The organism is Mesorhizobium sp. M1A.F.Ca.IN.022.06.1.1 (assembly GCF_003952605.1).
Classification (GTDB): Bacteria; Pseudomonadota; Alphaproteobacteria; order Rhizobiales; family Rhizobiaceae; genus Mesorhizobium.
The window spans coordinates 3052231-3075344 of record NZ_CP034455.1 but is presented as its reverse complement, the minus strand read 5'-3'; the positions used below and the strand labels follow the sequence as shown (position 1 = coordinate 3075344).

Genomic DNA, 23114 nt, shown 5'->3' with positions numbered 1-23114 from the left:
GCAAACAGCCGGCCGGACATGCAGATTGGGCCAGGCCTCACGCGCCGGATTTGTGGTTGTTATCGCCGGCCTCGTCGTCGATCGCCATGGTCTGCTGCGCGGCGAGGAAATTGCCGACATGGCTGAGGCCATCGAAATGGTCGCAGAACACCTTGATGACCACCAGCAGCGGCACCGCCATCAGCGCGCCGACGAAACCCCAGAGCCAGGACCAGAAGGCGATGGCGATGAAGATCGCCACCGCGTTTATCTCGAGCCGCCGGCCGACCACCGTCGGGGTCACGAACTGGCCCTCGACGATGTCGCACAACAAAACGAAGGCGGGTGCCAGCAACGCGTAGGGGATCGTATCGAAGCTGATCAGCGCGATGATCGTGACCAGCAGCAAGGTGATCAGCCCGCCGACATAGGGCAGGAAGTTGAGCAGCGCCGCGGCCGCGCCCCAGACCTGCGGGTTCGGCATCCCAAGTCCCCAAAGGCCAAGTCCGATCACCGTGCCGAGGCCGGCATTGATGGCCGCCACGGTAAGCAGGTAATGGGAAATCTCGTGCTCGACGTCATAGACGATGCGCAGCGCGCGCTTCTTGTCGCTGAGGTGGGCGAAGGACTGGACGATCTTCTCGTAGAACAAGGTGCCGGAGGCGAGCAGGAACAGCGACAGCACGAAGACGAGGGTGATGCTCGTGCCGGCTCCCAGAATGTTGCTGGCCGCCGTCGACAGGATGCCGGACGGCGCCAGCGCGACCTTCTGCACACCCGGTTCCTGCGATGTCTCGGTCAGGGCCTGCAGTTGACGCGAGAGATCCATGACCCTCTCGAGCGGACGCTTGAAAGGCGCCAGCCGCTCGGTGAGTTGCTCGCCGATCGAGTAGCTGTTGTTGATGAGGTCGATGACCGGGCCGCTGAGCAGGTAACCGGCGCTGGCGAAGACGAAGAGGGACAGCAACACCAGCAGTGTCGCGGAGGCCACCTCGGGGATGCCGCGCTTGCGCAGGAAGCGCACGATCGGGGTCAGCGTCAGCGCCAGCAGGAAGGCGAGGATCACCGGCATGAAGAAGGCGCGGGCGAAGTAAAGCGCGGCGATCGTTATCAGCACGAAGATGCCGATCAGCAGCAATCGAATGAGGCGCAATTCGGCGCGGGCGCTGGCGCGCTCGTCCGGGCTTTCGGCAACGTTCGAACCCGAAGCGCTCGTTTCGACCTTCATCCGTTCCCTCGCGATCGCCGAGGAAAACGTACGCGCCGCCGCCAAGGTTCCTTAGCCGGCGGTGAGGGCGCATCTTGCCGGGCAGGCGTCCTCAGGCGACGGGCGCCGGCGCGGCCTTCGCCGTTTCCTTGCGCACGACCGGCGCCACCTTGGTGCCGTAGAGCTCGATCGCCTTCATGACCTTGGCATGCGGCATGGTGCCGATCGCCATCTGCAACAGGAAGCGGTCGTTGCCGAAGATCTTGTGCTGGGCGACGATCTTTTCCGCCACCTGTTCGGGATCGCCGACGAACAGCGCGCCGTTCGGCCCGCGCGCCTGATCGAAATGCGCCCGCGAGGTCGGCCCCCAGCCACGCTCGCGGCCGATGCGGTTCATCACCTCGGCCTGCGGTGCGTAGAAATCGTCGGCCGCCTTCTCGGTCGTCTCGCCGACGAAGCCATGCACGTTCAAGCTGGTCGCGAGCGAGGCGGGATCGTTGCCGGCGCGCCTTGCCGCCTCGCGATAGATCTCGAACAGCGGCGCGAAGCGGGCCGGCTCGCCGCCGATGATGGCAAGCGCCAGCGGCAGGCCGAGCACGCCGGCGCGGGCGGCGGACTGCGGCGTCCCGCCAATGGCGATCCAGATCGGCAGCTTGTCCCGGAAAGGTCGGGGATAGACGCCGCGGCCGTTGATCGGCGCGCGCAGCTTGCCCTGCCACGTCACCTTCACCTGGTCGCGGATGGCAAGCAGGAGATCGAGCTTCTCGGCGAAGAGCTCGTCATAGTCCTCGAGATTGTAACCGAACAGCGGAAACGATTCGATGAAGGAGCCGCGCCCGGCCATGATCTCGGCGCGGCCGCCGGACAGAAGGTCGAGCGTCGCGAACTGCTGGAAGACCCGCACCGGATCGTCGGAAGAAAGCACCGTGACCGCGCTGGTGAGCTTGATCCGCTTCGTCCGCTCCGCGGCCGCGGCCAGCGCCACGACCGGCGCCGAGGCCGCATAGTCGGGGCGATGGTGTTCGCCGAGGCCGAACACGTCGAGACCGACCTGGTCGGCCAGCTCGACCTCCTCGATCAGGTTGCGCAGCCGTTCGTGCGGGCCGATGGCGCCGGGGCCCGGCTCCGGGCTGACATCCGCGAAAGTGTAGAGGCCAAGTTCCATTTTCATGCATCCTGATGCGCCGCTTGGGCGTTGATTGTTGGCGCTAGAGGTAGCGACCGGCCCCCAGAGCCGCCAGAGGCGCGATTTGTGAACAGTGCATCGCGCCGCGACGACGTATCCCGACGGCAACAGCCCAGATTTTCATGGCTGGCATACCGTTTTGGCGCTTGAACTCACCGCTTTCGCGCGTATGTAAGCGTCGCGAATTGACTTCAGGGAAGTGGACTTGGCTATTTACAGGGAAAAAGACATATTCGAGCGGCGCAACGCCGCGAACGAGGCAAAGAAGGCGCTCCTGGAGCGCTTCAAGTCAAAGCCGGCGGCGGACGACCCAGCGGTTCTGGCGCGTCAGGCGGAACGCAAGGCGATCCTCGAGGCCCGTGCTATCCGCGAGGCCGAGAAGGCCCGGTTGAAGCAGGAAAAGCTGGCGCGCGAAGCGGCCGAGAAGGCTGAACGCGAGGCAGTGGCCGAAGCGGCCCGTATTGCTGCCGAAGAGGCAGCGGCTGCCGAGGCCAAGATCCGCGAAGCCGAGGAAACCGAACGCATCGCCCGCCTGCTCGCCGAGGAGGCCGAACGCAAGGCCAAGCGCGATGCGCGCTACGCCGCCCGCAAGGCGCGCGTCGGTCGCACGCCTCCGGGCTTCTCGGCCCGCTAGGTTCGAGTTCGTTTCGAAATGAGTCAGGGTCGCCAGGAGCGGCCCTGAACGCGTTCGTGCTACATCAGCCGACGAGCTTCAGCCCGACGATGCCGCAGACGATCAGGCCGATGCAGGCAAGCCGCACTGCGGTCGCCGGCTCGCCGAGCAGCCAGATGCCGAGCAAGGCCGTGCCGACAGTGCCGATGCCGGTCCATACCGCATAGGCCGTGCCGACGGGCAATGTCTTCAACGCAAGCCCGAGCAGGCCAAGGCTGACGATCATCGAGACGATCGTGAGCACGGTCGGCAGCGGCTTCGAGAAACCATCGGTATATTTGAGGCCGATCGCCCAGCCGATCTCGAACAGGCCGGCGAAGAAAAGGAAGATCCAGGACATCGCGAACGCTCCATCGATCGAGCATCGAATGCTCGACGTTTGAGGTGGCGGGTCGTCCCGGCCGGGTTTCGGGGAAGCGAGGTCGTCCTCGCGGTACCGATATAGTGAGTTCTGTACCCCGATCAACAAAACACCGGCAGCATTCGGCATGCCGCCGGTTCAAATCCGCATCGAGACGGATCGGCCGCGCTGACGGCCTACTTCTCCTTGATGCGCATCGCCTTGACCGGCGGCGCCTTCGGAGCCGGGGCCGCGGCCGGTTTCTTGGCGTCCTTTTTCGGCTTGCGGGGTTCCTTGCCCGCCTTCATCGCACCTTTCGCCATGATTCGCTCCTCCGATTTGTGGGCAGCACAAGTGAAACAAGAGAAGCGCCCGACCGCAAGAGGCCGCTTGCAGCTTCGAAAGCCGGCTTGCGCTATGTCAACCGTTTTCCCTTCATCCCGCGACCTCGGGATCGATCAGGCAACAGAAATGCATAGGGGCATCTGAACCTCGGAGCGGCTGGCGCATTGTCGGTGGAGCTTTGGGCGGCGGCCGCTGAGCTCCCACTTGGAAGAGGATCGGAAGCGCATGGCAGGGCATAGCGGCTCGAAAAGAGTGATCTACGCCGCGCTCGCCGGCAATGTTGCGATCGCCCTGACCAAATTCGCCGCAGCATTCTTCACAGGCTCTTCAGCCATGCTGTCGGAGGGCGTGCATTCGCTGGTCGACACCGGCAATGGCGCGCTTCTGCTTTACGGCATGCGCCGCGCCGCGCGCCCGCCCGACCGCACGCATCCGCTCGGCCATGGGCGCGAACTCTATTTCTGGAGCTTCATTGTCGCCCTGCTGGTGTTCGCGCTTGGCGCCGGCGTTTCCTTCTACGAGGGCGTCATCCACATCATGGCGCCGGAACCGGTCGTCAACGCCAAGGTCAACTACATCGTGCTTGGTCTTTCTTTTCTGTTCGAAGGCAGTTCCTGGCTGGTGGCGCTGAAGGAGTTCCGCCAGCAAAAGGGCAAGCAGGGCTGGTTTCAGGCGGTGCGCCGCAGCAAGGACCCCAGCGTCTACACCGTGCTGTTCGAGGACAGCGCGGCGCTGCTCGGCCTCGTCGTCGCCTTCGCGGGCATCCTTACGTCTGAACTTCTGGCGATCCCCGAGCTCGACGGCGCCGGCTCGATCGGCATCGCCGTCATCCTGGGCGCCACCGCCATCTTCTTGGCGCGCGAGAGCAAGGGTCTGCTGCTCGGCGAGCCTGCTTCGCCCGAGGTGGAACGCAAGGTTCTGGTGATCGCCGACCACGACCCGGCCGTGCAGCGGGCGAACGGCATACTGAGCGTCCATATCGGCCCGCAGGAGATCGTCGCAGGCCTAAGCATCGAATTCGAGGATCATCTCACGGCGCCCGAGATCGAAGCCTGCGTTGAACGCCTGGAGGCGCGACTGAAAAGCGATATGCCCGAAATCACCAGGCTGTTCGTCAAGCCGCAGGCGACTGGCACATGGGAGCGCAGGCGTAAGCCTATCGCCGGGGCCTTCGAAGAGGATTAGATTTGAGCGAAGCAGTCTTGGGAGCAAGCCCATGAGAATCGACGGCGGGTGTCATTGCGGCGCCATCACCTACGAAGCGGAGGTCGATCCCGAAAAGACCTCGATCTGTCATTGCACCGATTGCCAGCAACTGACGGGAACGGCCTTTCGCGTGACGGTGGGCACGCCAGAAGAGCACTACCGGATTACCAAGGGCACGCCGAAGGTCTACATCAAGACCGGATCCAGCGGCGCCAAGCGCGCGCAGGGGTTTTGCGGCGAATGCGGATCGCATCTCTATGCGACGTCGGTCGGCGATGGACCGAAAATCTACGGCATTAGGGTGGGCACGGCGCGCCAGCGCGACCAACTGGTGCCGAGAAGGCAGGTCTGGCACCGCTCGGCGTTGCACTGGCTGCCGGAAATCGAAGGCATCACGACCATCGAGGAGCAGTAACGGAGTTACGGCAGCTCAGTCGTCGCCTTCGACGACGCGCAGCCTGAGCTGACCCGTCTTGGAATCGGCCACGCGCGCGCCCGCCTCCACCTTGGCAGGACCGCGTGGCGGTTCGGGTTCGCCCTCGGCGAACTCCAGCGCCTCGATCTTCTGCCCGCGTTTGGTGACCTTCGTCGTCGAGACGAGGATATCGTCGATATCCCTGGCCGCCTGGCCGAAATGCGTCTGCAGCCGGCGCACACGCTCGTCGACTCGCGCCACGTCCTCCATCAGGCGGATGACCTCGCCCTGGATCAGATGCGCCTGCTCGCGCATGCGCGCGTCCTTCAGGATCGCCTGGATGACCTGGATCGACAGCATCAGCAATGACGGCGAGACGATGACGACGCGGGCGCGGTGCGCCTTCTGCACCACGGGCTCGAAATTCTCGTGAATCTCGGCGAACACCGATTCCGAGGGCACGAACATGAAGGCGGTGTCCTGCGTCTCGCCCTGGATCAGGTATTTTTCCGCGATATCGCGGATATGCACCTCGATGTCGCGCCGGAACGCCTGCGCCGCCGCCTTCTGCAAGTCGGCGGCTTCGGCGGCACGAATGGCATTCCAGGCCTCCAGCGGAAACTTGGCGTCGATGGCGAGCATCGGTGCGCCGTTCGGCATCCGCACTAGGCAGTCGGGCCGGCTGCCGTTGGAAAGGCTCGCCTGGAACTCGTACGCGCCGTGCGGCAGGCCGTCGGCAATGATTGCCTCCATGCGCGACTGGCCGAAGGCGCCGCGAGTCTGCTTGTTGGAGAGGATCGCCTGCAGCTGCACGACCTGTCCGGCTAAAGACTGGATGTTGCCCTGCGCCGTGTCGATCACCGCCAGCCGCTCCTGCAGCTTGGCAAGGCTCTCATGCGTCGACTTGGTCTGCTCGGCCATGGTCTGGCCAAGGCGGCCGGTCATGGCGTCGAGCCGCTGTCCGAGCGATTGGGTGAGCTCGGCCTGCCTGGCGCCGAACACTTCGGCGATCGCGCCCATGCGACCCTGCATCTCGGCCTGCGCCTGAAGAATGTCCGCCATCCTGGCCTCGGTGTCGCGGGCATGGTCGGCCGCTTCGGCCGCCGCTGCCGCGCGCGCCTTTCCCGCGCGCCACAACGCGATGACGAGCGCCAGGAACAGCGCCAGCAGCAGCAGCGCTCCGAAGCCAAGCGCCTCGCCGAGCCTGATTGTGGTGGCGCCGAGCCGCGCGACGGGCTGCGAAAGGATCGAGGTCATGTCGTTCATTTGGGCAGCATAACCGATTCGCTCTGCTGGCACAGATCAAAACGTGAACAAGTCAAAGCCGCCCCGGTTGACGCTTTTCCATCGACGTCTTAGGTGAGACGCCATGTCGATCAAGCCGCTCATCATCCTTCCCGATCCAATCCTGCGCCAGGTTTCCAAACCGGTCGAGCGCGTCGACGGTGACTTGCGCAAGCTCACCGACGACATGCTGGAAACCATGTATGACGCGCCGGGAATCGGGCTGGCGGCGATCCAGGTCGGCGAGCCGCGGCGTTTGCTGGTCATCGACCTCGCCAAGGAAGGCGAGCCGCCGGCGCCGCATGTCTTCATCAATCCGGAAATCCTCGAAAGCTCCGACGAGCGCTCGGTCTATGAGGAAGGCTGCCTGTCGATCCCTGACTACTATGCCGAGGTCGAGCGTCCCGCGGCGGTGCGGGTGAAATATCTCGACCGCGAGGGCAAGCTGCAGGAGATGCAGGCCGAAGGCCTGATGGCGACCTGCCTGCAGCACGAGATCGACCATCTTAACGGCGTGCTGTTCATCGACCACATCTCGAAGCTGAAGCGCGACATGGTGGTCAGGAAATTCAAGAAGCTCGCCAAGGACAAGGCGCCGGGCAAGATGGCGGGCTGAACCTCATTCGAGCATTCCACGCAGGATCCAGTCTTTCCCGACTTCGATGGCTTTGGAACCCAATTCAAACGCAAGCGCGCGAGATTCTGGCGAGAATATTAAAACCACGACTAATGCCACTGCAAAAAGCGGCGTGAGGTAGACAGCTAATGCTCGCTCACGTCGTTTGGACAACTCGCCCTTCGTAGATTCCTCATCGAGCGATTTGAACCTGGCGTACGACACGCCCCAAATGTCTTTTGACGAGTCTTCATATGAATGGCTCCGAAGGGGCAAGAGGCCCGAATCATATGAGGAAAGCATTCGAACTTAGTTACCGAAGAGTCTTCAGCGCCGCGCAAACCCGTGCTGGGTATGATTGAGCAAATCGGTTAACCATGATATCATGATATCAATTTGGAGGTTTAGCCTTGAGCGATATGCTAATCAGAAATGTACCAGAACCCCTAAAGCGCGAAATTGAGCAAGCCGCTCGAAAAGTCGGCCAGAGCCTATCGGGCAAAGCCATCGATCTTTTGTGGAAGGGCATGAGTGTGGAAAAGGAAAGAAGGCTAGAGCCAAACTTCTCAGCATGGGAGAGTATCCGCTCCGCATTCGCAAACGAAAGCGCAATTGACAACGAGTTTGCTGAGACAATGGCTGAAATCGAAGCTGCGAGGAAACAGGACTTTGGCCCCTTGGTCGAGGGTTTCGATTGATTATTCTCGACACCAACGTCGTTTCCGAAGCAAGCAGGATCACACCTGATCCGAACGTGGTCGAATGGTTTCGCAAACAGGATCTGCTCAATCTTTACCTGTGCGGCCCGGTCGTCATGGAACAATCTTTCGGCGCCGAGAGATTTCTGAATAAGACCGGCTCTGATCGGCACGTTCGTGCTCTCGACCATCTGATCTCGAAGCAGTTTTCGGGTCGCATCGTTGACTTTGCTGGCTCGGTACCTCGCCTTACCGGCAAGCTTCGGGCAATGCGGGAAAATCTCGGTCGTCCGGTCAGTCTTTCCGATGCCATGATTGCGGCTATCTGTCTGGCCCATGACGCTACGCTTGCGACACGCAATGTTCGCGACTTCGACGAGCTTGGCCTGAAGCTCGTGAACCCGTTTGAAGCGGACGCCTGAACATAGCATGGCAGGAGAAATGCCCCTTCGCGTCATCTTTATGGGCACGCCGGAGTTTTCCGTGCCGACGCTCAGCGCCATCGCCGAGGCCGGCCACGAGATTGCCGCCGTCTATACGCAGCCGCCGCGCGCCGCCGGCCGGCGCGGGTTGGAATTGACGCCCTCGCCCGTGCAGCGCGAGGCGGAACGGCTCGGGCTCGAGGTGCGCACGCCGACATCGCTCAAGGCAGAGACCGAGCAGCAGGCCTTTGCCGGTTTGCGGGCCGATGTCGCCGTGGTCGTCGCCTATGGCCTCCTTCTGCCGAAACCCGTTCTTGAGGCCACCAGGCTCGGGTGCCTCAACGGCCATGCCTCACTTTTGCCGCGTTGGCGCGGTGCTGCTCCCATACAGCGCGCCATCATGGCCGGCGATGTCGAAACCGGCATGATGGTGATGCGCATGGAAGAGGGGCTGGACACCGGCCCGGTGGCATTGGTTGAAAAATGCGCCATTGGTCCCGATATGACCGCCGGGGAATTGCATGACCTCCTCATGGCTCGAGGCGCCTCGCTGATGGTGGATGCGCTCGCACAGTTGGGGATAAATTGTCTGACATTTGCCCCGCAGGCGACGGAAGGGGTGACCTATGCGCGAAAGATCGATAAATCGGAGACACGCGTAGACTGGACGCGGCCTGCCGGCGAAGTCCACAATCACATTCGCGGCCTCTCGCCCTTTCCGGGCGCGTGGTGCGAGGTCGAAATTGGTGGCCGCGTGGAGCGGCTGAAACTGCTTCGCTCGACGCTTTCCAACGGCGTCGGCGAGTCGGGAGGTATTCTCGATGATCGGCTGACGGTCGCCTGCGGGTCAGGCGCGGTGCGGCTGGTCGAAGTTCAACGGGCGGGTGGAAGGCCCGCCGCCGCGCAGGAGTTTTTGCGCGGGGCCAAGATCGAAAAAGGAACGAAACTCCAATGAGCATGATGTCGATACGTGCGGCGACGCCGCGGGATCGCGAGGCGATCCGCCTCGTCGAAGAGCATGCCTTCGGCCAGCAGGCGGAGGCCGGCCTGGTCGATGCGCTGGTCACCGGCGGCGACGCCGTCGTCGAGCTGGTTGCGGAAGAAGATGGCCAGGTCGTCGGCCACATCCTGTTTTCCAGGCTTTTTGTGCAGAACGGCGGCAAGCGCTTCGCGGCCGTGGCGCTGGCGCCGCTGGCGGTCGAGCCGTCCTTCCACGGCACCGGCATCGGCGGCGCGCTGATCCGCGAGGCGCATGTCCGCCTGAAGGAAGCCGGCGAGGCTTTGGCGGTGGTGCTCGGCGATCCGGCCTATTACGGCCGCTTCGGCTACACCCACGCCCGCGCCGAGAAATTCGAGAGCGAATACCAGGGCGAGGCGCTGCAGGCGCTGGCCTGGGGCGACGCGCCCGAGGCCGGCAGACTGCTATACGCTTCGGCCTTCACCGCGCTGGCCGCCTAGGCGAGCGCGAACGCAGAGCTGGCATGCCGCGTTTTCGACTCGATATCGAATATGACGGCAGCCAATTCGCCGGCTGGCAGCATCAGGCGGACCAGCTTTCGGTGCAGCAGGCGATCGAGCAGGCGATCGAAAAGTTCTGCGGCGAAGAGGTGCGAATACGTGCCGCCGGCCGCACCGATGCCGGCGTGCACGCGACCGCCCAGGTGGCCCATGTGGATCTGGCCAGGGACTGGGCGGGCGACAAGGTGCGCGACGCCGTCAACGCCCATCTGCAGGCAGCCGGCGCGCGCATCGCCATCCTCAAGGCTGCCGTCGTCGCCAACGATTTCGATGCGCGGTTTTCGGCCACCGGCCGCCATTATCTCTATCGCATCCTCAACCGCCGCGCCCCGTCGGCGCTTGAAAAGGGCAAGGTCTGGTGGGTACCGAAACGGCTCGATGCCGAGGCCATGCACGAGGCGGCGAAGGTGCTACTCGGGCGGCACGATTTCACCACCTTCCGCTCCACCCAGTGCCAGGCCGAAAGCCCGGTGCGCACGCTTGACCGTCTCGATGTCACCCGCGCCGGAGATCTCATTGAGGTGCGAACCTCGGCGCGCTCCTTCCTGCACAACCAGGTGCGCTCGATGGTCGGCTCACTGCGCAGGGTGGGCGACGGCTCCTGGAGCGCCGCCGATCTCAAGGCAGCGCTCGAAGCGCGCAACCGGGCAGCCTGCGGACAGGTAGCGCCGCCCGACGGCCTGTTCTTGGTCGGGGTGGATTATCCGGCGACGGCTGACAAACCCGCCGCGGCAGAGGACGCGGAGACCTAGCCCCTCGCGCCGTCCGGAATGTCGATGCCGAGCAGCACCTGCAGCCCGAACAAGACGAGCAGCGAGGCGACGAACATGCCGACAAACACCGCGGTGCCGGCAGCCGCGCCCTTGCCGATCGTCGCGTTGGTCATGCGCCAGGTCAGCACCATCGACAGCGCGAACAGAAGCAGCGAGACCAGGCCGCTGACCTCGTCGGTCGAGGGCAGGAACAGCCTCAGCAGCGCCGACGGCAGCATCAGCCAGGCGATGATCGCGGAGGCCCAGTTGGAGGCGACGACGTAGTGGACGAAGCGGCTGCCGATGCCGGCGCGCGGCGCGACCAGCGCAAGCGCCACCAGCGGCAGCACCCAGGAACCGATGTCGACGGTTGCCAGCCGGAGCAGCATGCCGAGCCGCCCGGCGAACGCATTCGGATCGCCTATCTCATTGGCGATCCCGACCCAGCCGACGATCAGCGCCGGCGCCGCCACGACGATGGCGAAGAAGGAATTCCAGAAACCGTCCGCAGACAGATCGAGCATGCGCAGGCCGTCGGCCCTGCCGAGCATCAGCCGCCAGGCGCCGGCCAGCGAAGCAAAGGTTTCGTCCGTTGAGAGCATGGTCACGTCAGACCTTGTCCGAACCAGTCCTCGATAAAGCGCTCGTATATCCCTGTCAGCGTCTCGAGATCGGCGACCGCCACGCGCTCGTCGACCATGTGCATGGTCTTGCCGACCAGCCCGAACTCGACCACCGGGCAAAAATCCTTGATGAAACGCGCATCCGAAGTGCCGCCGGAGGTGGAGAGCGAAGGCCTCTTGCCGACCACCGCGGCCACGGAACCGCTCAGCGTGTCGATCAGCTTTTCGTCGCGGGTAAGGAAGACATGGCTCGGCCGGTCGCGCCAGACAAGCTCGTAGTCGACGGCGGTCTTCTTGCCCGGCCGATATTTCTTGCGGCCCGCCGCCTGGTCGAGCCGGTTGTGGATCTCGGCCTGGACGGTCTCGGCATCCCAAGTGTCGTTGAAGCGGATGTTGAACGTGGCGGTGGCCTTGGCCGGGATGACATTGGTCGCCGGGTTGCCGACGTCGATCGACGTCACTTCCAGATTGGTCGGCTGGAAATCCTTTGTTCCCCTGTCGAACACCGGATGGAGCAGAGCGTCGACAAGGCTCATAAGCCCGCGCACCGGGTTGTCGGCAAGTTGCGGATAGGCGGCGTGGCCCTGACGGCCATTGACGATGACGCTGCCGGAGAGCGAGCCGCGCCGGCCGATCTTGATCATATCGCCAAGCGCATCCGGATTGGTCGGCTCGCCGACGATCGAGGCGTCCCATTTCTCGCCCTTGGCGGCAGCCCAGTCGAGCAGCTTCACCGTGCCGTTGATGGCCGGCCCTTCCTCGTCGCCGGTGATCAGCAGCGAGACCGAGCCTTTCGGGCCGCCATTGTTCTCGATGTGGCGCGCCACCGCGGCGATGAAGCAGGCGATGCCGCCTTTCATGTCGACGGCGCCGCGGCCATACATCTCGCCATTGGCGATCTCGGCGGCAAAGGGCGGATGCGTCCACGCCGCCTCGTCGCCGACCGGCACCACGTCGGTATGGCCGGCAAACATCAGATGTGGGCCGTTGCCGGAGCGGCGCGCATAGAGATTTTCGATGTTCGGCGTGCCATCTGCCGAGAATATCGGCCGCTCTACGGCGAAGCCGAGTGGCTTCAGCATGTCTTCCAAGGTCTGCAGCGCGCCGCCTTCGGCGGGCGTCACGGAAGGGCAGCGGATCAGGGCGGCAAGGTTCTGGGCAGGGTCGGTCGGCAATTTCATGGGCAAAGCGATAGTCGAAAGCGGCAGGCCTGTCACGGTGGCAGATGTTCGCCGAGCAAGCCGCCGACAATATGGTTGTCGTGTCGTATAGTCGCGCGGGCCAGGACGGGATGATCGCATGGCCAAAGAAGGAAAGACGATCTCGATAGCCGGCGCCGGCAGCATCGGCTGCTATGTCGGCGGCTGCCTAGCGCTCGCCGGGCGTAAGGTCGTCTTCCTTGGCCGCGGCCGCATTGTGGAGGCGTTGCGCAAGGACGGGCTGCGGATCAGCGATCTTGACGGCCGCGACAGACGCATCGGGCCTGAGACGCTGGCGGTCAGCGACGATCCGGCGCTGGCGCTGCGCAACGCGGATATCGTTCTGGTCACCGTAAAGAGCGGCGCGACCGAGGAGATGGCGGCGCTTGTTGCGGCTCATGCCCGCCCCGATGCCATTGTGATCAGCCTGCAGAATGGCGTCGACAATCCGGACAAACTGCGTGGAGCGCTTCCTGCGCATCGCGTGCTTGCCGGTATGGTTGCGTTCAACGTCGTGCAATCGCCGGATGGCGAGACGCCGTTCAGCGTCCGCCGCGCCAGCGACGGCATGGTCATCATCGAGAATACTGAGCCCGGCCTTTCAGCACTGCTCGATGTCGAAGGACTTGGGGTCGAAACCCATGCCGACATGAGGGCGGTGCAGTGGAGCAAACTGCTGATGAACCTCAACAATGCGCTGGTCGCGCTCTCCGATCTGCCGCTGGCGACCGAATTGGCGGACCGCGGCTGGCGCGTCATTCTGGCGGACCAGATCGACGAGGCGCTGGCCGCAATGAAAGCTTGTCGTATCGAGCCGGCGCGCATCGCTGGGCCGCCCCCATGGCTGCTGCCGAAAGTGCTGCGGCTTCCGGACTGGCTGTTCGGAATCCTGGCCCGGCGGCTGCTGGCGATCGACCCCAAGGCGCGCTCCTCGATGTGGGACGATCTCCATCGTCGTCGGCCGACCGAGGTCGACGAATTGCAGGGAGCGATACTGCGGCTCGCGCAAAAGACCGGCGTGCCGGCGCCTGTGACGAAGCGCATCATGGCGCTGGTGTGTCAGGCGGAAGCGGACAGGCGCGGTCCGCCCGGATTGACGCCCGACGACGTCAGCCGCGGTCCTCGATCAGCGTGATATCTGCGCGACAGGTTCGAGCTCAAATTCTCGGTCTCGTTGACGCCAAGGATGGCGACATCGTCGACCGATTACATCACGCGTTATCTCTGTGATTTAGAGCCGGATCAGATTTGAGGTCGAAACGACCTAAAAATCATCCGGCGCTAGCGGTCGGCCGGCGCATTCGTGCGGCTGCCGTAGCGATTGGATCCGGGCTGTCCCGGAAACAGGCAGAGCACCAGGAAGGCAACGATCGACACGACGGGAACGAACAGCACCAGCGCCGCGATGCCCGGCTTGTCGAGGTCGTGCAGCCGCTTCACTGCCAGCACGACGTTCGACCACAACGAGGCGAGGAACGTGAGGAAGAAGACGAACGACCACATGTTGCTCTCGGCCGAACCTTCCGGCACCAGCGTGAAGCGATAAAGCGGAAAGGCCTGGACGATAGCAACCAGCAATCCGCCGAGAAAATAAGCCGCGCGGCTGACGCGGCCCGAGGTTTTGAAGAAGAGCCAGATGAAGTCTGCTTTTTCAGGCAAGCGGGTCCGGTCCGTATTGATTGGCGCCCCTGGTGCCTTCGAGCATGCCCAGTTCGATGAGCAGCCAGATGCCGCCGATGATGGGTATAAGGCCGATCAGTGTCCACCAGCCCGACTTGTTACGGTCGTGCCAGCGTTTGGCATAGAGAGCAATCGCGAAATAGATCGATGCCAGCGCGACCAGGATGCCGAGGATGCCGATCTGGTCGCCGCCGGCGGTGGTGAAACGTGTGCCGAGGATCGAGTCGAGAATGAACGCAATGATGGCGATGACGATGAATATGCCGATGCCGGCCCAGAACTTGGCCCGGTTGATGCGGCCGTCGAAACTCGTCAGCAGATACTTCCAGTCCATGACGCCCCTCCGTTGAACCAGCGCGACGGAATGTCGCGCCGGCGGAGGGTGCGTCTGTTCGCGGGAAAGATCAATCGCGCAGCAATTCGTTGATCGACGTCTTGGAGCGGGTCCTGGCGTCGACGCGCTTGACGATGACGGCGCAGTAGAGGCTCGGGCCCGGCTCGCCATTTGGCAGCGGCTTGCCCGGCAGCGAGCCGGCGACGACCACCGAATTTGCCGGCACTTCACCGTAGAAGACCTCGCCGGTGGCGCGGTCGACGATCTTGGTCGACTGGCCGATGAACACGCCCATGCCGAGCACCGAGCCTTCGCGCACGATGCAGCCTTCGACCACCTCGGAGCGCGCGCCGATGAAGCAATTGTCCTCGATGATGGTCGGACCGGCCTGCATCGGCTCCAGCACGCCGCCAATGCCGACGCCGCCGGAGAGATGCACGTTCTTGCCGATCTGGGCGCAAGAGCCGACCGAGGCCCAGGTGTCGACCATGGTGCCTGTATCGACATAGGCGCCGACATTGACGAAGGACGGCATCAGCACCGCGCCCGGGGCAACATAGGCCGAGCGGCGCACGACCGAGGACGGCACGGCGCGGAAGCCGGCCTTCTCGAAATCGACCGCGCCCCAGCCCTCGAACTTCGACGGCACCTTGTCCCACCATACCGAGTGGCCCGGGCCGCCCTTGATGATCTTCATCGGGTTCAGCCGGAAGGAGAGCAGCACCGCCTTCTTCAGCCACTGGTTGACCAGCCACTTGCCGTCGTCCTGCCGCTCGGCGACGCGAACCACGCCGCGGTCGAGCAAGTCGAGCGCCGACTGGATGGCGTCGCGCGTTTCGCCGCGGGTCGCGGTCGAAATCGTATCGCGCTCCTCGAAGGCCTTTTCGATGGTCTTTTCGAGGCTCGCCAGATCGGGCTTCGACATGAATTTGCTCCATTACAAAGCTGTTAAGGCCTGCGCCTTAACCTGTTTTGAAATCGCGCGGACCCTATGTGAAGCCTTAATGGGGGTCAATCGCGACTGCGTCACGGGACGGCGCAAGTAAAGGAATTAGGACGGTGGATTCGATGACACCCATGGAAAAGGCGGGCTGGACGCCGCTGCCCCATTCGGACGAGGATCTCGAGCGGTCGAAAAGCGTGCCGGACACGCCGCAGACGCGGGCCGAAACCTATCGCCTGGCCTGGAACGATCCCGACTTCATGACGCGGCGCGAATTGCGTCCGGTGCGCCTGCAGCTCGAGCTCTTGAAGCCGGAGATGATCCTTGCCGAGCGCGGCATCCGCTCGACCGTCATCCTGTTCGGCGGGGCGCGGCTTCCCGAGCCGGGCGGCGCCGCCTGGGCCGCCAAGAACGAGACGCAGAAGAAGAACCTCGAGCTGAACAGCAAATATTACGAAGAGGCGCGCAAGTTCGCCCGGCTGTGCTCGCAGCAGTCGGCCACGTCCTACTATCGCGAATTCGTCGTCGTCACCGGCGGCGGACCGGGAGTCATGGAGGCGGGCAATCGCGGCGCCGACGATGTTGGCGCGCCGTCGATCGGCTTGAACATCGTGCTGCCGCACGAGCAGGCGCCGAACGCCTATGTGACGCCCGAGCTCTGCTTCAACTTCCACTATTTCGCAATCCGCAAGATGCATTTCGTCATGCGCGCCAAGGCGGTCGCCGTGTTTCCGGGCGGCTTCGGCACGATGGACGAATTCTTCGAGACGCTGACGCTGATCCAGACCGGGCGCATGGAGCGCGTGCCGGTGATCCTGTTCGGCAAGGCGTTCTGGCAACGGGCGATCGACCTCGACTTCCTTGCCGAGCAAGGCACGATCTCGCCCGGCGACCAGGACATCATCGATTTCGTCGACACCGCCGACGAAGCCTGGGACATCGTTCGCCGCTTCTACAGCCTCTGAGTGCGCGCTCGTCGTTACCGCAATGACCAGCGAGTTCTGACGACGGCGCCGGCAATCTGGAGTTGGGTCAGCCCGGGACCTCGACGATTGCCGTCAGGAAGCCGGCGAGGTCGTCGGTGACGAAATCCACGTCGTCCTCATTCGCCGGGTCGCGCTCCCAGATCTCGGAGAAAGTCGGCTCGAAATTGCGCGGCACGACCAGCACCGTCGTCATGCCGAGCGATTTCGGCACAGAGAGGTTGCGCGCCAGGTCCTCGAACATCACCGCGTTGTGGCCGGTCACGGAATGCAGCTCGGCGAACCGCTCATAGGTCTGGCGGGCCGGCTTGGGGTTGAGACCCGCCGCGACGATGTCGAAGATGTCGTCGAAATGATCCAATACGCCGAGCTGGCGCGCGGCGCGCTCGGCATGCTTGCGGTCCCCATTGGTGAAAATGAACTTGCGGCCCGGCAATTGGCGGATCGCGGCACCGAGCACCGGATCGGGCACCAGCCAGGAATAGTCGATGTCGTGCACCTTCTCGAGGAAGTCGTCGGGGTCGATGCCGTGGCGCGCCATCAGCCCGTTCAGCGTCGTGCCGTACTCCAGGTAGAGCTCTTTCTGCAGCTTGCGCGCCTCCTCGCGCGAGAGCGTCAGCAGCTCGCCGACATAGGCAGTCATCTTCACGTCGATCTGCGCGAACAGGTTCGAGTGATGCGGATAGAGCGTGTTGTCGAGGTCGAATACCCAATCCGTGACATGGGCAAAACGGGCGGGCTCGGGTGTCGTCGTCATGGCCTCCTTATGGCATGCGGACGCGGAGTTTATCCACAACTTCCGCGCGTCTTGCGTCGTGAAAATGGCGCCTCGCTTCAAATTTTAATCGTCCCGGAAAGGTCACCTTCAGCGCTTGCTGGCACAGAGGCAGTCCGTTGGGAGACAGCGATGAGTCGCATAATCTTGAAGTCCGCAGTCGTCGCGTTCGCTTCGGTCGCTGTCTCGCTCTTGTTGACGCTGGTTGTGGTCCCGGCCATGGGCTTTCCGATCAGCCGCACCGTCTGGCTTACGGCCACGGTTTGCCCTTTGATTCTCGCCTGGATTGCCAGCGTCGGCACCTTCTGGCAAAGCGACCGGCTGAAAAATGCGCATCGCGAGCTTGCCCGCGCGCATGCCCAGCTTGCCGCGGCCCACAGACGCCTGTCGGAGAAGGCAAGCCGCGACGACATGACCGGCATGCTCAACCGCGAGACCTTCTTCGCCGCGCTCGACGGTTCCCGGCGCAAGGCCGATCGCGGCGCCCTGCTGATCATCGATGCCGACCACTTCAAGACCATCAACGACAATTACGGTCACCTGACCGGCGACGATGCACTGCTTCTGATCGCGGGCGCCATCGAGCGCGGCGTGCGCAGCGGCGATGTGCTCGGCCGAATCGGCGGCGAGGAGTTCGCCGCCTTCCTGGTTGGCGCCACCGAACCGGAAGCAAGGCGCGTGGCCGAGCGCATCCGTCGCGAGGTCGAACTGATCCGCTTTCGCCCTGTCGACGAGCGGACCGTGCCTTTGACGGTCTCGATCGGCGGCATCACCTGTGGCGAGAGCGCCACCGTGTCGGAGCTGATGCGCGCCGCTGACCGCAGGCTCTACGAGGCCAAGCATCGCGGCCGCAACCTGTCCGTTCTCGATCGCGATCTTTCGGAAGCCGCCTGAGGGCTTGCGGCTCTTCGGCACGACCATGGCGCGGAAGAATCTCGGCCGCGTGCGCATCGCCGACTGGATCGGCAATGGTGGCGATTATCCGACGAATGAGGAGACGGCGGGCGCTCGCCTGCCGGCTGGGCGATCACCTCGGCCAGGTGATCACAGTCTGAACCCCGAAAAGGCAGGCGGCGCCGGAAGTGGAATCGGCGCCGCCCTGGCGCGCCTTTGGGGGCGACCCGCACCAGCACGGCCGCGGCGGCAAGTGCCACCAGCAGGATGCCGAGGCCGATGGGCGAGCCCCAGCCATACCATTCCATGGCCAGCTTGGCGTATCTGTACTCCTCCTCATGCGAGAGAGGGGGCGCTGTTGAATCAAGCTCATTGTTCACTCCTGTCGGCGACTTTGCCCTTGCTTCGCAAAGGGTGGCATCGCATATTGATACGATAGCCTGAATGTTAGGCAACTTGATAGTTAGATGATCGAACTAAATTCGTCAAGCATGAGTCGTGCTGAGATGACGGCGGCCGTCAGCCGTGCCGTCATGCGCTGGCAGGACGCGACGCAAGCCTATGACGAGGCGGTCGGGGAGCGGCTTGGGCTGATCGCAGCCGAGCGCTATTGTCTGGGCTTGCTTTACGCGGGGCCGCAATCGGCCGGCGCCGTGGCGGCGGCTACGGGGCTGACGCCGGCAGCGGTGACGGCCTTGATCGACCGCCTTGAGGCGCGTGGGCTCGTTACCCGAACCCGCAGCCTGGAAGACAGGCGCAAGGTGGTGATCGAGGCGACCGACCTGACCAGAGAACTTTCGGAGCGCTACTATGGCGCCATCGCGCGCGAGGGCGAGAAAGTGATGGCGGCTTTCAGCGACGCCGAGTTGGCGACCGTGCTGCGCTTCATCGACGCCGCGCTGGAGCTGCAAAGCGAGCAGTTGGCGAGGCTCAAGGCCGAGCCGGCTTCGGCCGGCTGATGCCCGAGGACCGGACACTGGCTTCCGCAAAACCCAGAGCGGCTCAGTCGCCTTTTAGCCACCGAACCGCTCTGACGGCCGGCTGGGCGAAAGCCGGACCCCGAAGCGCGCCGCACCGAACGATTTCGGGCTCGCGCATTTTGGTTCAATGCCTAGACCGTGGCGGGGTCGAGCGCCGGCTGACCCTTGAACCGCGTGACGATCCCGGCGAGGTCGTCGCCGGCGAATGCATCGCGCAATGCGTCGAAGGACGGCAGCACGAAGTAGGCGCGCTGGAACTTGTCGATCTCGTAGCCGGTGCGCATCACCGTCTCCAGGTCGAACGGCACATGATGGGCGTCCTTGCTTTCGACCGCGAATTGCAGCTCGGTGAAAGACGACATCAGTCCTGCGCCGAAAGCCTTTACCGGCTGGCCGGCTTCCTGGATGAGGCCGTATTCGGCGCTGTACCAGTAGAGCCGGGTGATCATCTCGTCGCCGCCCAGCGCGATCATGTCCTCGGCCTTCTCACCATACATCTGCATGAAATCGGCGAACACCGGCTGCGTCAGGATCGGCACATGCCCGAAGAAGTCATGGAACATATCCGGCTCGACGATGTAGTCGAGTTCCTGCCTGGTCCGCAGCCAGTTGGTGACCGGGAAACGGCGGTTTGCGAGATGGTCGAAGAAGGGGCCGGCGGGGATCAGCCCGGGCACCGCCACGATTTCCCAGCCCGTGAGCTTGCGCAATTTCTCGCTGATGGCGTCGAAATCCGGAATCTTGTCGAGCAGCCCGAGCGTCGCGACGCCGTCGAGATAGGAACGGTGCGCCAGCCTCTGCGTCAGCTTCGTCTGGCGATCGCAGAGCGTGCGCCACACTGCCTGCTCGTCGGCGGAATAGTCGTAATGCTGAGCCACTGTGAAGTCGGCGCGGCACACCGAATAGTCGCCGCGAAGGCCTTGCGCCGCGCACTCGCGGGCATAGTCGGCAACGCTGATCGTCATTTCTTCCTCCTGAAAAAAATCGTCGGTTCCCGGATGGTGGCGTCATCGTAGCCGCGGGTCGTGAGGCAAATCAGCCTTCTTTGTAGCCAAGCGAGGGATTTTGAGGTAAACTTCGCTCAAATTTAAACGTTTAGGAGGGAAAATGCCTCAGTTGGATGAGTTCGAAATAAGAATGCTGGACACCCTGCAGCGCGACGGGCGCAAGGCCGTGTCGGAACTCGCGCAGGAGATCGGCCTGTCGACCACGCCCTGCGCTCGGCGCTTCGAGGCGCTGCAAGGCGCCGGCATCATCAAGGGCTTTGCCGCCGTGCTCAGCCGACGCGCGCTGGGGCTGACGGTCGAGGTGTTCATCCAGGTCCGCCTGGTGAGCCACAGCGACGGCTCGCCGGAAAGCTTCATCGCCGCCGTGCAGCGCATGGACGAGGTCTCGTCCTGCTGGACGATGACCGGCGACCACGATTTCCTGCTGCATGTGATGGTGCCGTCGGTGGACGATCTCAATGCTTTCGTCATGCACCGACTGATGCGGCTGCCCGGCGTCCGCGACGTCCATACCCAGCTTGTGCTGCAGAACATCAAGGGGCCAGGCCACGTGCCGCTCAGCCATCTGCGGCGGTAATCGTACCCGAAACGGTTCTCCGCAAAGAACGGCCCGACAATGTGGTGGGAGCGAATCTACTTCGGGACGATTTCCCCGATATCAACTGAAATTAAGGTTACACGAACCTTAACAAAAGACGCGCTCGGAAATTTACGCAATGTTTCGTGCGTCGTCTCTTGCGATCTGGAGAAAGTGTGACCATGCATTATTCGGTAACTCACGATTGTTGCATGGAATCCTTAGCGGGTCGCTGTGCCGGTGCAATCGCATGATCCGTTTACCGGCGGTTAGCAACATTAGTGTCTTTTAATGAACCAGGCTTGCCTTCGTCCTTCCGTAAGGACTTGACGGACTTCGCTTGCTCGAACCCGTTCATGCGGAGGATGATCGCAAAGGAGCATTGCATGCAACTGACGGAGGACGTGGCTCAGAGGGTCACTGAAGCGATTTCACGCCCGCCGTGGAAATCCGCCGATCCGACGCTTTTTGCGATGCTGCTGCAGAAGAACGCGGATCAGAATCGCAAGGTCGTGCGCTGGGGCATAGCGGCGGCCGTGTTGAGCTACATATGCTACGGGGCCTTCGACTGGTTCCTTTTCCCGGACATTGCCGACCGTGTGATTCTGACGCGCCTGACGTTGGGATTGACCTTCCTGGTGCTTGTCGAACTTGTTGCTCGACGCGATTTTGCCGTCACCACTCTGCACTACGTTGCTGCTCTGGCGATCGTGGCGGGCGCGATCGGATGGCTGCTGTCGGCCCTCGGAACGACGCATCAGGAGGCGCTGTCCCATTTCATCATCTTCGGCACGGTTTTCATTCTCGGTGCCAACCTTTTCTTCAACTTCCGGCTATGGCTCTCGGCGCTGTCGTCCGCAACCGTGACAATAGCATTCCTCGGCGCCACGCTGTTCTTGCTTCAAGCCGATCTTGGCACCCGTCTGGTGCTTGCAACCTATTTCGTGAATTGCCTTGTTTTGTCGCTTTATCTGTCATGGCGCCTCAGCATGGAGCGCTACCAAACCTTCCTGCATGCCCTTCAGGCGCAGATCCAGGAGCAGGTCGCCATCGAAAATGGTCAAAAGCTCATCGAGATCGCAGACACCGACCCGCTTACCGGGCTTAAGAACCGCAGGGCGATCACCCGAGAATTCGCGGAGTTGTGCAAGGAATGGGCCAGGGACAATGACGAAATAGGCGTCATTCTCATGGACGTGGACTACTTCAAGCGGTTCAACGACCGGCTCGGCCATCAGGCCGGCGACGACTGCCTGATCGAGCTTGCCCGAGCCTTCGACGAGACGGCGGCGTCCAATCACGCCATCGCGGGACGGTACGGCGGCGAAGAATTCGTCGTGCTCTGCAAGGTCGCCGGACCGGATCACCTGCGCGAGGTGACCCATCAATTCTGCCGGGCCGTCGAGGACTTGAACATCTCCCATCCCGATCGGGACGATAAACTCAACATCGTCACCATCAGCGCTGGCGCCTCGTTGACGCGCGCCGATCAAAGCATAGAGCTTCGGATCTTGTTGCAGGAGGCCGATCGCGCGCTTTACGCCTCCAAGTTTTCCGGTCGCGCGACCTTCACCATCTATGATGCGCAGGCCATCGATCAGAAGCGCGCCAGCCAGAATCTTTCGGAACTGCTCAAGCAAGCCGTTTCGGAGGGACTGGTCTCCGTGGTCTATCAGCCGATCTGCGATGCGATATCCGGCAAGGTGCTTGGCCATGAGTCGTTGATGCGGCTGCGCGACTTCGACGGCAGCGTGATCAGCCCGTCCGTGTTCATACCTGTCGCCGAGCAGACCGGCGGGATCGAGGAACTCGGGATGTGGGTGATCGATCGGGCTTGCGGCGACATGGTCGAGCACGGATTAGGATCGGTCGTGTCCGTGAACGTCTCGGTCGTCCAGCTCAAGGCTCCGAATTTCCCGCTTCACGTCACCGAGATCCTTGGTCGGCATGGCATGGCGCCCCAGAGGCTGGCGCTCGAGGTCACTGAAGGCAGCGATATATCTCTGGAGGCACAGGCCGCCAGAAGTATCGAGCAGCTTCGAAACCTGGGTGTTCAGATCTGGCTCGATGATTTCGGAACCGGATTTGCGGGTCTGGCCTGGCTCCGTCGTTTCAAGTTCGACGTCGTCAAGATCGATCGCAGTTTCTTGCACGATTGCCAGACGGTTCGAGGCCTGAGCCTGTTGCAGGACATGGTCAGACTGCTGCGCAATCTGGGCCATACGGTCCTTGTCGAGGGTGTCGAGACGAAAGAGCAGCAGAATTTGCTGCAGCACATGGGCATTCAGTCGATCCAGGGCTTCCTGACCGGACGTCCCGTCCCGATCGAAGAGATCATGCAGGCCAGGCAGGACCTCGTCGCTTAGCTTAAGCAGTCCGGCAGGAGGACAGGCGGCGCTATGTCGGCGAAACGAGGACGCCGCGCGATGCATCAGAAAGCCGGGCCGCTGCACGGCCCGACTTGAAAATCCGGATGTG

General features: G+C 63.1%; 27 protein-coding genes and 1 pseudogene. 16 read left to right on the top strand and 12 right to left on the bottom strand.

Annotated features, from left to right (window positions below; all coding sequences use genetic code 11):
- Nucleotides 1-37: 37 nt before the first annotated feature.
- Together EJ078_RS14540 and EJ078_RS14535 are read right to left on the bottom strand one after the other, a co-directional pair.
- On the bottom strand, nt 38-1207 hold the full coding sequence (locus EJ078_RS14540) for an AI-2E family transporter (protein ID WP_067003075.1): 1170 nt from the start codon (nt 1205-1207) through the stop codon (nt 38-40).
- Between the two features lie 91 nt (nt 1208-1298).
- Nucleotides 1299-2351, bottom strand: coding sequence for an LLM class flavin-dependent oxidoreductase (locus EJ078_RS14535; protein WP_127213860.1), 1053 nt, complete (start codon nt 2349-2351; stop codon nt 1299-1301).
- 226 nt (nt 2352-2577) lie between these two features.
- Between EJ078_RS14535 and EJ078_RS14530 the strand changes: the two genes are divergently transcribed.
- Nucleotides 2578-3006, top strand: a complete 429-nt coding sequence (locus tag EJ078_RS14530) for a DUF6481 family protein (RefSeq protein ID WP_095776825.1) — start codon at nt 2578-2580, stop codon at nt 3004-3006.
- A gap of 64 nt (nt 3007-3070) precedes the next feature.
- On the opposite strand, the gene sugE is transcribed toward EJ078_RS14530, so the two are convergent.
- Nucleotides 3071-3385, bottom strand: a complete 315-nt coding sequence (gene sugE / locus EJ078_RS14525) for a quaternary ammonium compound efflux SMR transporter SugE (RefSeq protein WP_095825476.1) — start codon at nt 3383-3385, stop codon at nt 3071-3073.
- A gap of 197 nt (nt 3386-3582) precedes the next feature.
- Nucleotides 3583-3708 (bottom strand): hypothetical protein, encoded by a 126-nt coding sequence (locus EJ078_RS30720; RefSeq protein ID WP_082953831.1) that lies wholly within the window; start codon nt 3706-3708, stop codon nt 3583-3585.
- Nucleotides 3709-3955: 247 nt separating this feature from the next.
- Here EJ078_RS30720 and EJ078_RS14520 point away from each other — a divergent pair, with 247 nt between their 5' ends.
- On the top strand, nt 3956-4915 hold the full coding sequence (locus tag EJ078_RS14520; protein WP_127213861.1) for a cation diffusion facilitator family transporter: 960 nt from the start codon (nt 3956-3958) through the stop codon (nt 4913-4915).
- A 31-nt stretch (nt 4916-4946) separates the two neighbouring features.
- On the top strand, nt 4947-5351 hold the full coding sequence (locus tag EJ078_RS14515; protein ID WP_127213862.1) for a GFA family protein: 405 nt from the start codon (nt 4947-4949) through the stop codon (nt 5349-5351).
- Nucleotides 5352-5366: 15 nt separating this feature from the next.
- Here the strand turns inward: EJ078_RS14515 and EJ078_RS14510 are convergent, their stop codons facing one another.
- The gene (locus tag EJ078_RS14510; RefSeq protein WP_095799011.1) at nt 5367-6617 is read right to left on the bottom strand and encodes a DNA recombination protein RmuC; all 1251 of its coding nucleotides are present in this window, start codon (nt 6615-6617) and stop codon (nt 5367-5369) included.
- Nucleotides 6618-6720: 103 nt separating this feature from the next.
- On the opposite strand from EJ078_RS14510, the gene def reads away from it, so the two are divergent.
- From def to truA, 6 genes are all read left to right on the top strand, one after another.
- Nucleotides 6721-7251, top strand: a complete 531-nt coding sequence (gene def / locus EJ078_RS14505; protein ID WP_067323765.1) for a peptide deformylase — start codon at nt 6721-6723, stop codon at nt 7249-7251.
- A 419-nt stretch (nt 7252-7670) separates the two neighbouring features.
- Nucleotides 7671-7949, top strand: a complete 279-nt coding sequence (locus EJ078_RS14500) for a plasmid stabilization protein (protein WP_082953832.1) — start codon at nt 7671-7673, stop codon at nt 7947-7949.
- Nucleotides 7946-8371, top strand: coding sequence for a type II toxin-antitoxin system VapC family toxin (locus EJ078_RS14495; protein ID WP_067323771.1), 426 nt, complete (start codon nt 7946-7948; stop codon nt 8369-8371). The genes EJ078_RS14500 and EJ078_RS14495 overlap by 4 nt, the downstream gene beginning before the upstream one ends.
- Nucleotides 8372-8390: 19 nt before the next feature.
- Nucleotides 8391-9326 (top strand): methionyl-tRNA formyltransferase, encoded by a 936-nt coding sequence (gene fmt / locus EJ078_RS14490; RefSeq protein ID WP_067323773.1) that lies wholly within the window; start codon nt 8391-8393, stop codon nt 9324-9326.
- The gene (locus tag EJ078_RS14485; RefSeq protein WP_067323775.1) at nt 9323-9829 is read left to right on the top strand and encodes an N-acetyltransferase; all 507 of its coding nucleotides are present in this window, start codon (nt 9323-9325) and stop codon (nt 9827-9829) included. The genes fmt and EJ078_RS14485 overlap by 4 nt, the downstream gene beginning before the upstream one ends.
- Nucleotides 9830-9852: 23 nt before the next feature.
- Entirely contained in the window at nt 9853-10641 is a 789-nt protein-coding gene (truA, locus tag EJ078_RS14480; protein WP_095799013.1) for a tRNA pseudouridine(38-40) synthase TruA, read from the top strand.
- Here the strand turns inward: truA and EJ078_RS14475 are convergent.
- Nucleotides 10638-11243 carry a transporter gene (locus tag EJ078_RS14475; protein ID WP_127215203.1) on the bottom strand — a complete coding sequence of 202 codons (606 nt, stop codon included), beginning with the start codon at nt 11241-11243 and terminating at the stop codon, nt 10638-10640. The two genes, truA and EJ078_RS14475, sit on opposite strands and share 4 nt — an antisense overlap.
- Before the next feature lie 2 nt (nt 11244-11245).
- Nucleotides 11246-12445, bottom strand: a complete 1200-nt coding sequence (dapE, locus tag EJ078_RS14470; protein WP_127215197.1) for a succinyl-diaminopimelate desuccinylase — start codon at nt 12443-12445, stop codon at nt 11246-11248.
- A 118-nt stretch (nt 12446-12563) separates the two neighbouring features.
- Here dapE and EJ078_RS14465 point away from each other — a divergent pair, with 118 nt between their 5' ends.
- Complete coding sequence (locus tag EJ078_RS14465) at nt 12564-13598, top strand: 2-dehydropantoate 2-reductase (RefSeq protein ID WP_127215198.1); 1035 nt, start codon at nt 12564-12566, stop codon at nt 13596-13598.
- A gap of 146 nt (nt 13599-13744) precedes the next feature.
- Here the strand turns inward: EJ078_RS14465 and EJ078_RS14460 are convergent, their stop codons facing one another.
- From EJ078_RS14460 to dapD, 3 genes are all read right to left on the bottom strand, one after another.
- On the bottom strand, nt 13745-14122 hold the full coding sequence (locus EJ078_RS14460) for a DUF805 domain-containing protein (RefSeq protein WP_067003040.1): 378 nt from the start codon (nt 14120-14122) through the stop codon (nt 13745-13747).
- Nucleotides 14115-14477 carry a DUF805 domain-containing protein gene (locus tag EJ078_RS14455; protein ID WP_067323786.1) on the bottom strand — a complete coding sequence of 121 codons (363 nt, stop codon included), beginning with the start codon at nt 14475-14477 and terminating at the stop codon, nt 14115-14117. Before EJ078_RS14455 ends, EJ078_RS14460 begins: the two co-directional genes overlap by 8 nt.
- A gap of 70 nt (nt 14478-14547) precedes the next feature.
- Nucleotides 14548-15402, bottom strand: a complete 855-nt coding sequence (gene dapD, locus EJ078_RS14450; RefSeq protein ID WP_127404254.1) for a 2,3,4,5-tetrahydropyridine-2,6-dicarboxylate N-succinyltransferase — start codon at nt 15400-15402, stop codon at nt 14548-14550.
- A 143-nt stretch (nt 15403-15545) separates the two neighbouring features.
- Between dapD and EJ078_RS14445 the strand changes: the two genes are divergently transcribed.
- Nucleotides 15546-16385, top strand: coding sequence for an LOG family protein (locus tag EJ078_RS14445; protein ID WP_082953833.1), 840 nt, complete (start codon nt 15546-15548; stop codon nt 16383-16385).
- 67 nt (nt 16386-16452) lie between these two features.
- Here EJ078_RS14445 and EJ078_RS14440 read toward each other — a convergent pair whose 3' ends face one another.
- The gene (locus EJ078_RS14440; protein WP_067003034.1) at nt 16453-17160 is read right to left on the bottom strand and encodes a pyrimidine 5'-nucleotidase; all 708 of its coding nucleotides are present in this window, start codon (nt 17158-17160) and stop codon (nt 16453-16455) included.
- 150 nt (nt 17161-17310) lie between these two features.
- Between EJ078_RS14440 and EJ078_RS14435 the strand changes: the two genes are divergently transcribed.
- From EJ078_RS14435 to EJ078_RS14430, 3 genes and pseudogenes are all read left to right on the top strand, one after another.
- Nucleotides 17311-18072: a GGDEF domain-containing protein gene (locus tag EJ078_RS14435; RefSeq protein ID WP_067323795.1), complete on the top strand. Its 762-nt coding sequence runs from the start codon at nt 17311-17313 to the stop codon at nt 18070-18072.
- Nucleotides 18071-18233 (top strand): annotated as a pseudogene (locus tag EJ078_RS30860) (GMC family oxidoreductase); the annotation flags it as partial. The gene EJ078_RS14435 and the pseudogene EJ078_RS30860, both read left to right, overlap by 2 nt.
- Before the next feature lie 306 nt (nt 18234-18539).
- Entirely contained in the window at nt 18540-19031 is a 492-nt protein-coding gene (locus EJ078_RS14430) for a MarR family transcriptional regulator (RefSeq protein WP_127215200.1), read from the top strand.
- Nucleotides 19032-19183: 152 nt separating this feature from the next.
- On the opposite strand, the gene phhA is transcribed toward EJ078_RS14430, so the two are convergent.
- Nucleotides 19184-20017 (bottom strand): phenylalanine 4-monooxygenase, encoded by an 834-nt coding sequence (gene phhA / locus EJ078_RS14425; RefSeq protein ID WP_095799018.1) that lies wholly within the window; start codon nt 20015-20017, stop codon nt 19184-19186.
- 142 nt (nt 20018-20159) lie between these two features.
- On the opposite strand from phhA, the gene EJ078_RS14420 reads away from it, so the two are divergent.
- Together EJ078_RS14420 and EJ078_RS14415 are read left to right on the top strand one after the other, a co-directional pair.
- On the top strand, nt 20160-20636 hold the full coding sequence (locus EJ078_RS14420) for an Lrp/AsnC family transcriptional regulator (RefSeq protein WP_067003023.1): 477 nt from the start codon (nt 20160-20162) through the stop codon (nt 20634-20636).
- Nucleotides 20637-21022: 386 nt separating this feature from the next.
- Nucleotides 21023-23002, top strand: coding sequence for a GGDEF and EAL domain-containing protein (locus EJ078_RS14415; protein WP_095825575.1), 1980 nt, complete (start codon nt 21023-21025; stop codon nt 23000-23002).
- The last annotated feature ends 112 nt before the right edge of the window (nt 23003-23114 follow it).